Consider the following 18,056-nt stretch of genomic DNA (forward strand, 5'->3'; position numbering starts at 1 on the left):
CTGGCCGGATTTCCATCGACTTCGGAAACGGTCAACGCGTCGCCGTCGATGTCAATATCGTTGCTCAAGACACCACTAGCCGCCGAAACGTTCAGAAGTGTGTTTTGGTCCGTTCGATAGTCGTTCCACACCGGGCCGCTTCCGCTGCCACCGTTGACGAGTATGCCGGTGTTAGGTCCAGCGGAATCCGCCGTCGTCGTTCCCGACCCTTCATCAAATTTCCAGTAGCCGATTAAGTTGGCTTCAGGGACAATCGCATGATCGAGGTTCGCTGCTATTTGTGATTGCGTACGAGCGACATCCCAAATCCGAACGTCGTCGATCTGGCCATTGAAGTACTGACCAGCCGGCGAGTTTTCGCGGCTACCAATCCGAAAAGTATCTCTCGTGGCATGCGCGTCTCCGATCGTACCGGCGCCGTTGTAAACTTCGACGAGTTCACCATTGACGTAAGTACTGACAACGCCATTGTCGTACGAGACGGCCAAGTGTGACCACTGGTTCAAGGGAACAACGTACCCAGTGTCGTGCCAAGCCCAACCTGGGTCGGTGTTCGTGATAGCCCAGCGAAGCGTTCCTGTATCACTGATTCCAATTTCATACTCGCCTTCGCGATTAAGAACGATTGAACCACTGGTAGCATTGTACGCAGCCGGATTGACCCAAGCTTCCATCGTTAGAGTCGATCCGGTGATCTCCAATTCGGTTCCGGACCCGGCATTGACGTAGTCGTCTACGCCGTCAAAGCTGAGACCAGCTCGATCATCGACAGCTACGGGCGCATCGTTGACATCCGTCACAGTGATGATTGCCGAGTCGGTTTGGGCGCTAAACGCGGTTGTGCCCCCGAAGCTCGAGGTGTCCACCTTTGTTCCCGCTGTACCGGTCGTTTGGTCCCAAGCTGCGAACACAATGGACGCTGTTTCACCGACCGTACCGTTGGGAACAAATCGCAGGCTATCCGTTGAACGCAACAGCAAAGAGTTGGCAACGGAGACGCTGCCGACGTCGGTCCATCCCGAACCGGCGTTGTATTGCCAAGTGCCGTTGGTTCCGGAGGTTGAGAAGAGGGCAATGCCTTCGACGGCACCTGAGTCAACATCGGTGATTCGATCAGCAACGCCGTCGCTGGCGATGATCTCGGCGATCGTGTTGCCGCTGTTGTTGGAATCGTCTTCGGATATGGTGGAAAAGGTCAGGAAGCCAGAGCTGTCGAGTACTGGAGCGTCGTTCAGCGCATTCACCGTGATCGCCACATCGTCCGTCACGTACCCGCGATCTCCCATGATGGCGACGATTTCAGAGAGATTGAGTTCGGAGTCGTACACACGGACGTCATCCAAACTGCCGACAAATTCGGCGCCGCTTGAACGGCCCCCAATGGTGATGTTCTGCGAACCTGCCGCCCAATTGATATCGCCAAAGTCGTAGATGCGGTTTTTGATCAGCACGCCATCGAGATAAAGATTCAGCTCGTTAGTCACGTCGTTGAGTGTCGCAGCGACATGATGCCAGCCTTCGCCGGCGATGCGATTGACCGCGTTCGTGTTGTTGGTGGTAAAAGATGCCGTCGAGACGGCCATCCCATAGCTCGTGTTCGATGGGTCGAGCGTGACGTAGAATTTGTCACCGATGGAAATGAACTTGGCGTCCGTTTGACCGGCATCTAAATTGACCCACGCGGCGATCGTGACCTCCGTGCCGAGCCCGGCGGTACCGCCAACAATCGAAACCGTGTCGTTTCCGTCAAACGTCAACACATCGCCGCGCTGTGCATCGCTAGTGAGTGTCGGATCTCCACCTGCCGTTCCGTGATATCCATTGCCACTTTGGTCAGTCAACGAACCATTGAGAAATTCGTACCGTGCGTAAAGACTTGCGTCGGTTGCGGAAGCCGATCCACTGGTAACGGTCAGCGTATCGCTACCGTAGAAATCTTGGTCGCCGACGTACTGCAACCCATCCAGAGCCGCGTTGATGTCCGATTCTGTTCCAGAAATCGAGAGCGAAGCTTGGTTGTTGGAGGACCCGTCCAGAAAAGTGATTCCAGAGGTCGTCGCCAAAGTCAATTTTCCGTTCACAACACTCAACGTTACCGTTGCGATCGGATCATCCAGGCTTCCGCTTTCAAAGACGATCCCATTGCCACCTGCTGCTGAAAATGTGAGCGGTAAGTCTTCGCCAATCAATTGAGCGATGGGAACTGACAACGAAGCTGGTTCGCTCATGTCATCGACCGCGATCGACATGACTTCGCTGTATGAGTTACCCGCCGCGTCGGTGACTTCGATGGTGACGTTGTGGTTGGTATTTGCTTCGTAATCCAACAATGAACTGTTGGCAACGGTCACTTCGCCGGTACTGCTGTCGATCGCAAAGCGTCCGCCCGCGTCATCGGTCAGGCTGAACTTGAAGCTCGAAAGAACTTCGCTCGCGTCCCATTCAATGACGTAGGCGTGATTGCTGCCTTGGGTGTCGTCGGCCCAGGTTCCGTCGGTGTTCATGCGCGCATAGTCTTCGCCGGCACTTTGAGATTGCCCGAAGGTCGGAGCGTAAAATCCATTCGCTGCCGATCCGGCGCTACCACCGGTCCAAAACTGCTCATTGGATTCGACGCTTCCGTCGAGCCAGTTCCAATTGCCGTCGTTGTTGGTGTCGCGTGCCCCGATCCAGATGTTGTTTCCGGAATCGAGAGCGAACTGCCGGATCAGGTCGTTCTCGTACGCGGAGTCGATGGTGACCAGTTGGCCTGAAACACCCTTGAGGCTGCTGGCTGTAGCAGCCGCCAGAGACACATCAAACCCATCCGGTGAATTGACAAAGCGGTAAAACTTGCCAGTCGCTGCATCGTATTGCAGTGTCGGATCGTTGTTCAGGATCGTGGTGACCGCAGCGGGGATTTCGATGACGCGAATACCGGCAACCATGCCGCTGTCCTTCAGCGTTTCGTTAGTGGTCTGAAATACCAGTTCCGTGGAAATGTCGCTGGCCGTGAACGTCATGCTGCGAGTTTCCCAGCCGAGGTTGGAATAGAAATTCCATCCGGACGGTTTTTCCAGCGTGAAATCCTGCGACTGACCATCCGCGCTGACGCGAGTCGTGACGTGGTCGACCACCCCATCGCCAAATCCGCCGGCATGGTCGAAGACAATTTGATATTGCTTGCCAATTTCTGTGGTCAGCGTTTGAGAAATCGAAGCGTAGGCATTGTTGAGGGAAACGACATGCCCGCCACTTGGTGGGGTCTCTGCATTATCGCCATTGAACAGCACCACGCCGGTCGTATCACCCACCGTCCAGTCGCCAAAGCTAGTTGATGCCGCATAGGAAGTGCTTCCACCCGACGGCGGTGAAGCCTCTTGAAACAATCCATCGTTGACAACATCATTACTAACATCCGGATCGCTCGGGATGACATAACCAACCGTTGAGCCGTTGGTGGCATTTTCACTGATGTGCAGGTCTTCAACCGGCGTGCTGGCGATGAAGCCGGTTCCGGTGGCATGACCGATGCTCAGGTTGTTGCCGCTGACAACATCGACGACTTCATTTGAACCATTGAAGCCATCCATTTGCCAATTAGCGATCAAGCCAGTCGGCAGGCTTCCGCCGTCAAACTTGTTTTGATAGTTCAACGAGATTTCGGCTTCGCTGCGGATTTCGCTCCAGACACGCACGTCGTAGATCGTTCCGCTAAACACCTTGTCGGAATATAGATCCCCCGCGTCATCTGGGTCTTGGCCGATCACCAACTGCGTGATCGTTGCGTTGTACAGCGCATGCCCAGTCCTGACGCCGGTTATGGATTCCGCAAATTCACCGTCAATGTAGAAATGAACATCGCCATTGGTGTTGTCCCACGAAACGGCGAGATGGTGTTGATTTCCATCGAGCAATTGCGAATAGTTCATTGTCGTCAATTGCGGAGCCCCGTCCGCAATCACAATCTGCAAGGAACCGTTAGGATTGATCGCCACTCCGAACTCCGTGGCAATTCCTCCCTCCTGATAGTCGATAATCGGGATTGATCCAGTGGGAACCGAATCGATTTGGAACGATGCCTCCAGCGTTAGTTGCGTCAATCCTCCCAGCACCGGTCGACCATCGGTCAGATACAGGTAACTGTCATTGCCACCGTCGGTGTTCAGCTCGATACCGCTGGATAGATTCGTCGGCGCGTTGTTGGATTCGGCAAGGTCGCTGAGCGAAACGGTGAAGACTTCGTCATGGAAGTTCGAGTCGCCATCGGTGACGCGAACGGTCATCGAGTGGGTCGCGTTGGTTTCGTAATCCAATAGCGTTCCATCGGCGACCGTGATTCGGCCCGTATTGCTGTCGATCGTGAACGCGCCCGCGACGGTTTGAGATTGGATGGCGTAGGTCAACGCGTCGGTTGCGTCGAGGACTGAATCGGCATTCCATTCGATAACATAGCTAAGTCCAATTCCCGTCGCGGGGGCGTCGTACCACTGTCCATTGTCAACTTGGAGTCGGGCCGCGTCTTCCGCGCCTCCGGAATCATTGGGCTGAGTGGCGGAGAACCAATTTTCATAGGAACCATCGGGCGAGGAACCGGAAACAGCACCGGACCAAAACAGGTCTGCCTCGGCGCTGTCTTCGATCCAACGCCACTCGCCCTCTACCGTCGTGTCCGTGGCGCCAAGCCAGACATTGCCGCCAGCCGAGCCTGAAATGCTGACAATGAATTCGTTCTCCGCAGCGCTACGAACGGTCACGAGCTGTCCGTTGACGGTATTCAGGGCAGTGCTCTCCGCGTTTGCCTGGGCAACGGGTTGGTCAAACGAACCGACAACGACCTTGTAGAACTTGCCGGTTTCGGCGCTGTATCGAAGATCGGGATCAGCGGCCAGTAGCGAAGCAATTTGTGCTTGACGCTCGGCATCGACACCGCTGACGGTTCCAACCACGGTTCCGTCGAGGGCGTTCTCGTCCAGCGAGAAAGTCAATGTGGGTTCACTGGCTGTGAAGCCCGCTTCAGCTGTGTGTTTGAGCGTCAGGTTATTGCCGCTGACCGATTCGGTAACGACACCGCCGGCTGACAGGTTGTCGAAACTCCACTGTGCCAGCATCCCGCTCTCATCATGAGGCAGCTCGGTTCGGTAACTCGCAGCCAGTTGTTCGCCGCTGCGTACATGATCAAACAGACGAACGTTGTGCAACGTTCCAGAGAAGGTGTCGTTGCCATCAAAGGACGACTCCGGAGCCCCCTGATGTTGGCCAATGACGACGCTTCCGCCCGCATCGATCGTGGTCGCGTTTTGATAGCTGTTTCGCCCTAGCCCAAGTTCTTCACCATCGACGTAGAACTTCAGAATCCCGGTAGAGTTTTCCCAGGTGACCGCGACGGTATGCGTTTCGCCGTCGAATAGGTTGTCAGCCGTCGAAATACTATTGCCCGCCGTGCCAGTGCCTCCACTGGTTCGAAAGACAAGCTCACCATCAGGCTCGATCCCGAAAAACAGTTCATCCTGATTCGTTGCATCGGCATACGAAAACAAGGTCGTCAAATTCGTCGCCGCCGTGTCGGCTGAGAATTCGACTTCAATGGTCATTTCGTTTTGACCGCTGAACGGAGATTCGTCTGCAACCAGATAGGTGTCGTTTCCGCCATCGCCGTTGATTGTTAGCCCACCATCGGTCGAGGAACTTGCAAAAGTACCGGCCGGTTGGACGACCACGTCGGCCGTGCTGAGTTCCATGTCGGCTTGATCGGCCAACTCACTTGCGTCCAATTTCTCTTCATGAATGCGAAGTGAATCTAGCCCGCCGGCGTAGAAGCGGTCTGGATCTAAGTCTTCACGACCTCCCAGATACAACCCCGTTGTGGGATCCAATGCGTCACCGCCACGGGTCGAGTCCGATGCCTGGAGCACACCATTGAGATAAACTCTCGCTCCGTCGGCCCCGACGGTCAATGTGTAGTTGTGCCATTTTCCATCGCCAATCAGCCCGCTGATATCGAAATTCAATTCCTGAGCGTAGACAGTATCGTTGCTGTCTTGAAGATTCGTGAAGATTTGGTTGTCGTAAGTGCCGTGACTCCCTTCGGCGAGGTAGATGTTCAGACTGTTGGCGGTCGCGACCGTGCCGTGGCTGTAGAGGTATTGAAAGGTCGTTCCCGTGTTGTCATCGACTTTGAAATCAAAGCTAACGGTGAATTCATTGTTGTACGCAAAGTCTGGAATGAGGGCATAGTCGCCGGCTTCATCGAACCAGATTCCCTGTCCGAAGCTGCCTTCCCCAAAGTTCGCATCGCCATTGATGCTAATCGCATCGTTGCCGCCAACCGAATCCGTCACGTCCCCATTGAAGCCATAGTAGTGGCTCAGGCCAGTTTGCCCGTCGTCTGCCCGATAGGAAAATTGGTTCGCGCCATAGTAGCCATTGCCATCGGCGATCGTGAACGTGCCGTCGTCGTTGTAGGTGATCGTACCCGTGGTTGGATCGGTGAAGTCAATGATACTCAGCGTGCCGCCGTCACTGTCGCTGTCGTTGGCCAATACGTTGCCAGTGGTCGTTATGCCAAGAGCGACCTCGAATGTGTCATCGACTAAGGTCGGCGCGACATTGTCGGGGATCGTGATCGCCGCTGAACCCGCGGAAAACTCCGAAGTATTGTTGCTGTAAGTTGCCGTGGCCGTGATCAGTTCTCCGTCTGCTACCGATCCGGAATATCCATTCAGGCTGACATCGGTGAAGGTGGCGTTGCCGCTGGCATCGGTGTTGACCGTTGTGGAACCAAGGTATTTCTTTCCTTCACGACGATTGGGATCGCCCGCCGGTGGCGTGGCGTAAAAGTGCAAGACAACTCCGGTCAGGCTGGCCAACGTATTGACACTGCCGCTGACGGTGACAATTGTTCCGGCAGTATTGACGTTGGTGGAGCTGACAACTGGAAAGTTCTGCAAGTTGTTTGCGCCGCTATCAGGGTCGAGCGTATCGTTGGCGGTGACGCCGCCGCTCCCAACATCGATTCCCAGCCCACCACCGGCATAACCGCTTGGCTGGTAGATCGAGTTGCCAATGATCGCGTTTCCGGTGGACGCATCGGCGGCTACCCTGACGCCGTCGTAACCCAAATTCGTCATGTCATAGTTAGTGATGACGTTGCCTTGGCCCGCGGCTGTACCACCCACGGTGTTATTGGTCGCACCGGCTGAAAACACGATGCCATGAAGATTGTTACCGGCTAATACGGTTTGCGTTGCATCGGTACCGATGTAGTTGCCGTAGATGAGCGTGCCTGATGACGCGCCCGCGATCGAGATCCCGTCGTTATTGGATCCGACAATCACGTTGCCCAAGCCGACGCCGCCAATTGTCGTGTTGTCAGCACCGCCCGAGATGAAGATGCCGATGGCACCATTGCCGAGCACAGTCAGTCCATCGCTGCCCAGACCGATCCAGTTATTCTGAATGAAGTTTCCATCGGTTGCTTCGCCATCGATTTGCACACCGTCTTGGTCGTTGCCCGCGATGATGTTGCGCCGCGCGGTTCCCATGCCACCGATATAGTTCGCGGTGGCTCCGTTCTCGATGCGAACGCCGTCTGTCGTGTTCCCTCGGTCGAGCAAGCCAGTGGAATCAGTGCCTATGTAGTTTCCGTACACCATGGTCCCTGTCGTACCAGCATCTTGGATATAGATACCGTACGTGTTTCCGGACGATACGTTGCGTTCGTTGGTATCATTGGATCCGTCGGCGTTGGTTCCGATCAGTGTATTGGTCGAACCGCCAGCGACTTGCACGCCGGTCCAGCCGTTGCCGACAAGTGTCGTTCCGTCGGATCCGAGACCCAGATAATTCCCCTGAATGCTCACTCCCGACGTCGCATTACTTACAAAAACTCCCGAACCCGTGTTGCCGGAGAGAACGTTTCTTGCACCGGATATACCCCCGCCCACCAAATTTCCAGTCCCCGCGCCCCAGAAAGTGATGCCGCTGCTGGAATTACCAATCGCACTCAAGCCCGTGGAATCGGTGCCGATTAAATTGCCCTGGATCGTGTTGTTGATCGTTGTGGCGCCAAGGACTTCGATTCCGTTCCAGTTGTTTCCGGAGATCAGATTGCCGGTCCCAGCGGTGGTGCCACCGACCACAACACCAGACGAGCCATTCGTGATCGTAATGCCCGACTTGTTACTATCCTGTGCGGTCCCATTGACGTCCGCGGTGCCTGCCGCGTTGGTGCCGATGTAGTTGCCTCGGACCGTCGTGTTGTCAGCGTTATCAAGATAAATGCCTTGGTTGGCATTTCCCGAGATCACATTTCGCGAGCTGGCTGTGGAGCCGCCGATGACATTGTTTGAGCCATTGGCAATGAATATCCCGTAAGCGTTTGCCAGCGATGTGTTGCCAGTTGCATCGAGACCGACATAGTTACCCAGGATCGTGTTGCCGGTCGCTCCCGCTCCCGTGACAAAGACTCCACCCACGCTATTGCCGCTCAGCACGTTTTGATCGGCGGCCAGCGTGCCTCCAATGGTCGAACCTGATCCTGCGACGTAGATTCCCGACCCCGCATTGGCCTCTGTCGTACCTGCCGTTAGCCCCGTTGCCAGCAAGCTACCGAGGTAGTTTCCAGCGATCGTGTGATCGTCCGAACCGGCAAGAATGTGGATGCCATGTCCGACAAAGTCGCGAATGACGAGTCCGCGAATTTCGCTGCCATCGGCGGTCGCGCCGAGGGTCAATCCGCTGGCCGAAAGGTCATTGCCGTCCAGGATGATGGCGGGGCGACTACTATTCGTCGCGTAGCTGTCATCGGTCGTCGCGTCTAAAATGACGGCATCGGTGATGGTGGGCAATGCGGTGCCGACGTTGATGGTGTGGACGCCGGTTCCGGGAATGTTGAAGTTGATGGTGTCGAGTGTGCCGGCGGAGGCATTTGATTGCGTGATCGCCCATCGCAAACTACCGACACTGTTGTCGTCGAGCGTGTTGGTGACGGTGAACGTCTGCGGTCCGAGGCCATTGTAATTGTAAAGTCCCGCGACATCGCTGCTGGTTAGCGATCGATTGTAGACGCGTCCATCATCGATGAATCCATCGAACGCTCGCGTCAGGCTAGTGCCATCATATTTATCGACACCCCAACTGCCGAAGTCGAGGTCCGCGACATCATCAAAGAAGGCGTTGGTCGAGGAAGAGCCGGTCGCGTAAGTCACCGATTGTTCCACGCCGTTGACGTACAACCGATTTCCGCTGCTGTCGACCGTGAGCGTGACGTGTGTCCAAGTGTTCTGTGCGATCAGACCGGCGGAAGTACCTCCATCTAGCAAAACGGTGGTGCCTTCGCGAATGAAGACATCAAACGAACCATCGGCATCTGAAAAGATCGCTAGACGCGAATTAGGATCACCGCTGTCAGACAATTCGAAGATAACATCTCGGCTAGCGATATCCTGGTAAATCCACGCCGATATCGTCCCCTCGGTCAATCCGTCAAAGTTGGCTGCGACGTGCGGGCTGAAGTCCACATAGTCATTGCTGCCATCCAGGCTCAGCTTTCCGTCACCGATCTGATTCGTGCCGCTGGTGGTGTTGATGGTTGCGCCATTGGTCAACGTTCCGTCATATTTGTTGCCGCTGCTGTCGCTGGCGTCCGTATCAAACGTGTTGTGCAGAATCAGACCCGATGTGATGTCGACTGGGACACTCGCTGCGTATAGATCCGCAGCCTCGGTGGAGGTGAATTGTCTTGCATAAAGCCGCACATCATCGACCTGGCCCTCGAAGTCATTGGTGGTTGCCGAGCTGGCACCGATGGTGAGGTTGACGTTGGTGGACAGGTCCAGGGATAGTCCGGAATTGCTTCCGACGAGCGTACCGTCGAGGTAGGTTGCGATCGCACCACCGCTGCGAGTCACCGTCGCTTGATGCCATTGAGAATCCGTGACCGATCCGAAGCTGGACGTGCTGCTGCTGCCGCCAGACTTCTGGTTGAACCGGAGCAGGCCTCCGGCATCGACATACAGCCGATACCCATTGGTCCCTTGGTGGCTGAGCACGGTTTGTTCGCTACCCGTTGCTGCATCGAGCTTGACCCAAGCTGAAATCGTAAAATCACTGGTTCCAAAGTCAATGCTTGGGTCATCCGCAACGTTGATGAAGTTGTTGTCACCCGTCGCGTCACCACTGAAGTCAGCTGCTTGACTGCCGACGACACCGGTTGTCAGATTTTCGCCATTGTCGTAGGTGCCAGTGTTGCTGTTGCTGGAAGAATCGTTAGCAATGCTAAGGGCGTCGTCATCAAACTCGTATTGGGCGACGAGGTTGCTGGTGATATCCAGCGTGCCACGCCAAGATGCTTGGGCCATGAAACCGAACGCCACATCCGTTTGCACTTCCCCAACGGTGTATTCCAGGATCCAGTCACCGCCGAGATCCGCATGTCCGGTCACGTCATCACTGGCCGCGACGTCGGCTTGGGTGACTAAGGCCAGCATCTCGATCAGGTCCTGGCCTTCGATCGTCGAGGCAAGATCGCATCCGTAGATCAGAATGTCGGCGTTAGAATCCAGGGAGTGACCCCAAGAGGCAATGTCGCCGGCGTACGACGGCGCCGAGTTCAGGTCCAATCGCGAGTTGCCAAGCTGGATGCCTTCGCCATCGCCGTGCGAGATCAAGTGGACCGCGTCGACGCCCGACAATTGGCTCAGTGTGTTGGTGATCTGCTGGATTCCGTTGCGATCGGCGTCAAGCGTGATGACCAACCACTGGGTACCGGCGGAGTCCTTACGTAAATCGCCGAGCAACGTTTCGGCATCATCGACGCCGGCATCAATGAAGACCACTTCGAGCGGCAATGCAGGGTCAAACGTCGGCACGTCGGCATATTCGTTGATCGCGCCGATGTCATCGCTATCGGCGTTTTCGGCGTCGGCATCATCGGCTTCGGTGACCTTTTGTGTCGCTGCGACAAGTGGCACTGAAGCATCCGAAGTGGTTAGCAGTTGTCCGTCGTCGCCCAACTGATCCAACAGCGCAGCGGACAAGTCGGCTGCGTCGATATCAAGATCGGCGCCGTCGATTCCTTCGCCGCTAAGCAGTACACGATCTTCAAGAGCGTAGAAGTCAAAATTCCGTTTTCGTCGAGACTTGCTCACTGTCATATTTCCGTAGTTAAGATCTTGCGCATTCAAGCTCTGGATCGCTCCCATTAGCTTGCATCTATCGAAAAAGTAGCCCGCAAACAGCGGGCGAGTCGAAGAATTAGCGAATCTTTGCCGGTTGTTCCGATTGATCTTTCTAGGGGGCCGCGTCGGACAAAAACGGTTGCATCCGTCCGGATTGATTGGTCCTTGAATTTCGGTCCCGACTGGGGCAAGCCGCACATGCGATACAACCGACTTAGCCCTATTGAGTGCATACGCGCTCACGATTTACGTCAAGAAAGTAAGAGCAAGGATGCTTTACGGTTGCCCCAACCGATCGCCCATGAGTCGCATTGTGCGAGCCATGGTCGTCTTCGCATTTGCTGCCTATGCAGCAAATGGGATGGTTGTATGGGGTGACGACGACTTGATCGAAGCCGGAAACATGCAAGCCGGCAATGCCGTATCCGATCAGGCTGACCCGCTGGCCTGGTGGATCGACGATGCATCGCAACCGTTGCTGGATCGCCCGGGATGGGTCACATTTGATCTGCAAACGGTGCTGCATGATGCACTGGCCCATAGCCCGCGGATTCAGGCAGTTTCACAGCGGACCAGCATCACGTTGGAACGAATCGTTCAACAAGATGCTGCGTTTGACCCCAGTGTGTTGTTGGAAGGCAAGGCCGGACGTACCAACGAACCGGTGGGAAACACGCTGACCACCGGCGGGCCGTCGCGTTCGATCGAAGAATCCTATATCGCCCGCGCTGGGATCCAGCAAACCGGACGGCGGGGCACCGAGGTGGACTTGTCGCAAGAGATCGGGACGCTCGACAGCAACAGTCTGTTCTTCTTACCGGCCAATCAAGGCAATTCGAGACTGAGTCTCAGTTTGACACAGCCACTGCTCGGTCGCGGCGGACAGGTCTACAATGAACGGTTGTTGACCCAAGCACAGATTGACGGACGAGTTTCATGGCAATCGATGCGCGGCGATGTCGAACAACAAATCGCCGACATCGTTTCGGCTTACTGGCTACTGTACGAATTGAGATGTCATCTTGTCCAAGCCAAGGGCTTGCTGGCTCAAGCCGCGGCGGTCGAATCGATCTTAGAAGCACGCCAGGATTTTGACGCTGGCAAAATCGAATTGGCCAAGGCGCGAGGTCGTGTTGCCAAACGCAACGACCGTGTCGTTCAAATGCAGGCCGAGGTCCAGAAGCAACAAGTTCGATTGGCGCGGTTGATCGGATCCGAAGAACTGATCAACGGTGGCAACCAGTTGGAATTGATTCCGCAAGCGGCGACGGTCTATCCGAATCTTGAAATCAATCTGGCGCAAGCGGTCATTCAGGGATTCGAGAATCGGCCCGAAATCCGATCGGCGACTTTGGCGATGGAATCGGCTGCGCTGTCGATCAACGTCTCACGCACGGAACTGATGCCAGACCTGACCGCGGTCATGAATGGCTATCTGGCGGCCTTGAACGGCGAGAATGCGATCTTTCGGTCAATCGGAGATCAATTTTCCAAAGGTGGGCCGGGATTGTCGGCGGGCCTGCGGTACGAGATGCCTTACGCACGCCGCGCCGCCAAGAGTCGCTATCGCGAGGCAAATTACCGCTATCAACAGCGAAGCGAAGAACTGCGCGAAGCGATCCAATTGACACACGCCGAAATTGAAATCGCATTGGTAAACGTCAATACCGCCATGCGACAACGCGACACGAAGCAACGCGTGCTGGTCACGGCGACCGAGGAAGAAACGATCTTGACTGCACGATGGGAAATGATGGCCGGCGAAGGCGGTAACGTGGGCACCGTTCTGGAAACCTTACTGGATGCCCAACAGCGACGGGCTGATGCTGAACGCGAATGGACAACCGCACGCAGCCAGTACTTAACGTCGTTGGTCGAACTTCAACGGGCAATGGGAACGTTGTTGCAACACGAAAGCGTCACCCCCGTCCGTTCGTCCCATGACAACTCGGTCGTCTTCTCGCACGACATTCCCAATCACGCTCCACTCCGTCGAACCTCGATTCCCGAGGTCACGATTTATCGTGACGACGGAATGATTGATGACCAACACCCACCCGTCGTGACGGGCGACCTGCAATATCGAATGATCGATGAAGAGGAGTTCGAATGACCATGACCAAATTTTACACCATTCAAACCTTGGTGCGGCACTTGATGCAGAGTCGGGGAGTACCTCGTTTTCGCCGGATCATCAACGTGACGATCATCAACGTCACGTTGACCACCCTCGTCGTCGTTGTCGTCGTTGTCGTCACTGCGTCCGTCGGGACTACCGCCGTCCAAGCGGAGATGCAAAGTGTGCTCGTGCGTACTCCGTCACAGGATTTGTACGAGGGTTTGATCGAACCAAAGCACACCATCATGATCGCGGCAAGTGAAGTCGGTTTGCTTGAGTCGTTGGATGTTGAAGTCGGTGACCGAGTCAGTGCGGGGGAAGTGGTCGCACGCTTGGACGATGCGATGCAACAGTCCGCCGTTAGGATTGCGACGTTGCAGTCGCTGATGACTGGCGAACGGGATGCTACCAAAGCGGAACTCGATTTTTCGCAATCGCGTGCGCAAAAGCTGCGTCCGCTTGCCGCAAACGGGATGGCTCGCCCTGATGAATTGGCCAGAGCCGAAACGGAACTTCGGGTCAGTGCCGCGCGTTATGCGGCTGCCGAAGAGCAGTTTCAATTGCGACAACTCGAATTGCAACGCTATCAGTTGCAGTTGGAACGCCGCCGAGTTCGCTCGCCGATGGCGGGCGTGATTTCGCGAGTGCTGCGAAAACCAGGTGAATTCATTTCGCCTGGTGAACCGTCCGTCGTGCAAATGTTAGTCGTGGATCAGTTGATCGCGGTGTTCAACATTCCGGTCGAAGATACGCCGGAAATCAGGGTAGGTGCGCCGGTGCGGATCTTCCTGCGCAGCACATCAACCAAAGTCGATGCTGCCGTGACTTCGCTTGCTCCCGAAATCGAAGGCGAAAGCGGAACTCTTCAAGTACGCGTCGAATTGGACAATGCCGAGGGCCGAATGTTGGCGGGTGATCGCTGCACGTTGCGGTTCTTGCCTGACAATGCCTCGACGGTTCAGCAGAACCCACACTCGCAATCTCGCTCGGCAAGCAACCCGTACATCCGATCAAATCATGGGGCGACAACCCGATGACATCGATGGGGCACCACGAATTGAGGTCCGAAGTACCGACGGCGTCACGAACGTCGTCGGCTTGGCCACGCGTATCGCTTTCCGGAAATCCGGAAGACTCGATGACTGCTGCCCTGGATGATGCGGTAACCAAGTTGGCGGCCGTTGCCGGATCGGCGCCCGTTGAAGTTGGGTCAGAAAAATCGACGGTTAATGCCGTGGTGCTTGTGTTGATCGAATCACTTGCGTCGGCGCCAAGTCGCGGCGATGCGCTAAAGCAACTGGTAGCTTCGATTGCCGCGGTCTGTCCCGAAGCCACCGTGCGTGGCGGCATCGGAAAAGGCCGAATGACGCGTTTTGTCGATGCGCGTCTGGGTTGGCTTGGCCCTGAAAGTACTCTGTATCAAAAATCGGCCGCCGTTTGGGAAGGCAGTTCAAAACGTCGCGCCAGCGATCAGTCAAGCAACGCATCCGAGGTGGATCCGCAGCGTCCTTCTGTCACTCGTAATGATCGTGTCATCGAAGTTCGAATGCCGGCACCCGAAGGATCAGGCCGCTGCATCGTCTGGATCGAAGGGCCGCTCGGTGCGATTGATTGGTTGCCGTCGACCTTGATCACGATCGGTGCCGTTTTGTGGAGTCGCCCTTCAAGATCACTGCCGACGATTGCGTTGTCGGTGGTTCAGCGATCAACCTGGGCGTTGGTGACGGTGGCGGTGTTGCTGTTGCTGGGGCTGTTTTGGCCGGTTCCTTACCGAGTCGCATGCACGGCGCGAGTCGAAACGATGGGTGGACGGTTCGTGTCGGCGCCTTTCGAAGCCACCTTGCTTGCCGCCAACGTTCGGCCAGGCGATGCGGTTGAAAAGGGTGAAGTGCTTTGCGAGCTTGACGGCCGACCGCTTCGGTTAGAACGCGAGGCTTTGATTTCGGAAATCGGGCAAGCATCGAAAGAGTACGACGTCGCCTTGGCGGGACGCAAAATTGCCGATGCTCAGCAGTCTGAACTCCGGCGCAAGCAGTTGAATCGTCAACTTGATTTGATCACCGATCGGCTTGCAAATCTAGAAGTGATCAGCCCAATCAACGGGATCGTCGTCAGCGGAGACTTGGAACGACACATTGGTTCACCGCTTGAACTGGGGCAAAGCCTGATCGAGGTGGCGCCCATGGACACGATGCGAATCGAAATTGAAGTGCCTGAGCATGAAATTGGTTTCGTCGCACAGGGAAATGAGACACGTATCAAGATCGATGCGATCGGCGGAGCGTCGATATACATGCCACTGCAAAAATTGCATCCTCAGTCGGAATTGCGCAACGACCTTAACGTGTTCGTGGGCTCGATCGATTTAGGAAATGATGCCGGTGATTTTCGTCCTGGTATGCGAGGCGAAGCGACGATCTATGGTCCCAAGCGGCCCTGGATTTGGTCGTGGGTCCGCGGCGGATTCGAACGATTATTGTGGTGGGCGGGATATTGAACCAAAACCCAGCACCTAACCCGACGCCTGGACCAATGCCCGGGCAAGGACCGGAACCAGGACCAGGACCCGCCGGCGAACCTGCGGTCATGATTCGTATGGACTCGGCCGTCGAGTTTACGAGCCGCGAAATCGGTTCCCAGACTCAGGTCTTCGCGCATCACCAGTCGATTGGGAAATTCTTTCAGCTCGGCCCGGAAGAATATCGGATCGCAAGCCTATTTGATGGGACGCGGACGATGTCAGACGTTGTCGCACAGTTAGAACTCGATGGGATGGACTGGGAACCGGCCGAGGTGGCTGAACTGGTCCAGCGATTCGTTTCTTGTGGAATCGCCCATGCCATGCCTGTCGCGGGCGCTGCGTCGCCCACGACGGCCGCCGCGCCGAAAAGTTCGCCGCAAGCCAACAAGCCGAATGTGTTTTCGCAGCTCTTGCCGAAATCGCTTTCGATGATCATTAGCCAACGAATTCCGTTGCTTCAAGGTGATCGAATCGCAGCCTCGCTTGAACGGCGTGTCGGATCGATCTTTTCGACCAACGGAATTTGCATTTGGATTTTATTGGTGGCAAGCGGTTTGATGCTGGTGTTTGGACACCATCACGAGTTTGCGATTGAACTGCGACGGATGTTTGACCCCGGCATGTGGATGGTGTTGTTTGTGATTTGGGTGGTGTCCAAGGTCATCCACGAATTGGGACACGCTGTTGCAGCCAAGTATCACGGCGTGCGTGTTGGCAAGATTGGCATCATGTTCTTTCTGTTTGCGCCGCTCGCGTACGTGGACGTGACTGACGCCTGGAAGCTGCGCAGCCGCTGGAGCCGTATTCAAATCGCACTTGGTGGCGTGTATGTCGAACTTGCCTTCGCCGCAGTGGCCGCCTGGACGTGGTGGTTCTTGCCAGCCGGAATGGCAAAGCATTTGGCGGCTCAGTTCTTCATGATTTCGGGGCCTGCGACGTTATTGGTCAACGCGAATCCGTTGTTACGGCTAGACGGATACTTTGTTGTTGGTGACTTGGTCGAAATTCCAAATCTGCGGATGCACGGACGCAACCACTGCGCGGCATGGATCGAAAAAGTACTAGTCAATATTCCCTCGCCGCGGCCACTGTTGACGGGTTGGCGACGTACTTTTGCGACGGTTCACGCGGTAGCTAGCGTAGCTTTTCAAATCGTTTGGATGTCCGGTTTGGTGATCGGTATTTCAATCTGGGCCAAAGGCTTGGGGATTGCGTTGGCCATCGTGGCGGCCGTCCTGTGGTGCGTGTTCCCGTTGACTAAGTGGGTATTGAAAGTCTGGATGTATCAGTCCGACCAGAAACGATTCTTCACGAGTCAGCGTTATCGATTGGTGATGCTTGGTTTTTTTGTCTTTTCAACTTTGCCGTCGCTTAGCATTGTTCATTCGCCAATGGATCGGCGAGTTCCGGTGGTGGTCCGTTTTCATGATGAACAAATCGCTCGATCGGCAACCGAAGCTTTCGTGCGAAAAGTTCACGTGACGTCCGGTCAACGCGTCAGCCATGGAACACTGCTGATCGAGCTGGACAATCCAGAGTTGAAGATGAAACGAGATCAGAAAGCTGACGATTTGCAATTGGCAGAATTGCGAGCCATTCAACTTCGTCGTCAGCATCAGTTGGCGATGGCGGCAAGCGAGTTGGAAACGGCCGAATCGCTTCGCCGGCAACTTGATGAACTGAACCAACAGGTACGTTCGTTGTCGATCGTTGCCGAACGAGAGGGGTTTGTGATCGGTTTAGGAGTCGAGCAACTGCAAGGACGGTTTGTTCATCCGGGCGACGAACTGCTGCGTGTCGCGGATCCTCAAGAGAAAGAACTGTTGGTTTCGGTCGGACCAAGCGACGTCGAGGCGTTTGGAAAAGTAACGGCGCAAAAGTTGCCCGGCGCTGTGCGACTGCGAGGCGGCCAATCTTTCCAGGCGACTCCGATGACCTTGCGCCCGAGGGCGCGAACGACGCTGCCGCATCCGGCACTCGCTGCAACCGTCGGTGGCCCCCTGCCGGTGGAACCGTCGCCGGACGACGACGGTCAGTGGCGAGTGGTTGATCCGCAAATGGAAAGTGTCACGCCGCTCGATCCCATCACAAGCCTGGATATTCATGCAGGCCAGATCGGGACTCTTTCGATCACTGACAATCGCACGATCGCATCGCGTCTGTACGATGCGATGAGCCGCTAATCGAATGTTCGGCGACGTACTTTTCGCTTTGGCGCGGTAATTGCTTCTGTTGAGACTTCGTTGACAAACGCACT

General features: G+C 55.7%; 5 protein-coding genes (1 of these 5 running past the window's edge). 4 read left to right on the forward strand and 1 reads right to left on the reverse strand.

Annotated elements, in window-relative coordinates; genetic code table 11:
• Positions 1-11,129, reverse strand: partial view of a VCBS domain-containing protein gene (locus Poly59_RS20930; protein ID WP_186776420.1) — the beginning only. 18,475 nt of this gene lie to the left of the window's left edge; only the first 11,129 of its 29,604 coding nucleotides appear in the window; the start codon lies at positions 11,127-11,129; its stop codon lies beyond the left edge, outside the window.
• Positions 11,130-11,460: 331 nt separating this feature from the next.
• Here Poly59_RS20930 and Poly59_RS20935 point away from each other — a divergent pair, with 331 nt between their 5' ends.
• The 4 genes from Poly59_RS20935 (at position 11,461) to Poly59_RS20950 (ending at position 17,982) form a co-directional block, all read left to right on the forward strand.
• Complete coding sequence (locus Poly59_RS20935) at positions 11,461-13,272, forward strand: TolC family protein (RefSeq protein WP_186776421.1); 1,812 nt, start codon at positions 11,461-11,463, stop codon at positions 13,270-13,272.
• Positions 13,269-14,315 carry an efflux RND transporter periplasmic adaptor subunit gene (locus Poly59_RS20940; protein WP_146536008.1) on the forward strand — a complete coding sequence of 349 codons (1,047 nt, stop codon included), beginning with the start codon at positions 13,269-13,271 and terminating at the stop codon, positions 14,313-14,315. The genes Poly59_RS20935 and Poly59_RS20940 overlap by 4 nt, the downstream gene beginning before the upstream one ends.
• 101 nt (positions 14,316-14,416) lie before the next feature.
• Entirely contained in the window at positions 14,417-15,775 is a 1,359-nt protein-coding gene (locus Poly59_RS20945; protein ID WP_186776422.1) for an efflux RND transporter periplasmic adaptor subunit, read from the forward strand.
• Positions 15,776-15,864: 89 nt separating this feature from the next.
• On the forward strand, positions 15,865-17,982 hold the full coding sequence (locus tag Poly59_RS20950; protein WP_186776423.1) for a site-2 protease family protein: 2,118 nt from the start codon (positions 15,865-15,867) through the stop codon (positions 17,980-17,982).
• Positions 17,983-18,056: the final 74 nt, after the last annotated feature.

Source organism: Rubripirellula reticaptiva, from assembly GCF_007860175.1.
Lineage (GTDB): Bacteria > Planctomycetota > Planctomycetia > Pirellulales > Pirellulaceae > Rubripirellula > Rubripirellula reticaptiva.

Excerpts from the sequence above, each read along its gene's own strand:
- Poly59_RS20935 (WP_186776421.1), top strand. The coding sequence starts at position 11,461 with ATGAGTCGCATTGTGCGAGCCATGGTCGTCTTCGCATTTGCTGCCTAT.
- Poly59_RS20940 (WP_146536008.1), top strand. The coding sequence starts at position 13,269 with ATGACCATGACCAAATTTTACACCATTCAAACCTTGGTGCGGCACTTG.
- Poly59_RS20945 (WP_186776422.1), top strand. The coding sequence starts at position 14,417 with ATGACTGCTGCCCTGGATGATGCGGTAACCAAGTTGGCGGCCGTTGCC.
- Poly59_RS20950 (WP_186776423.1), top strand. The coding sequence starts at position 15,865 with ATGATTCGTATGGACTCGGCCGTCGAGTTTACGAGCCGCGAAATCGGT.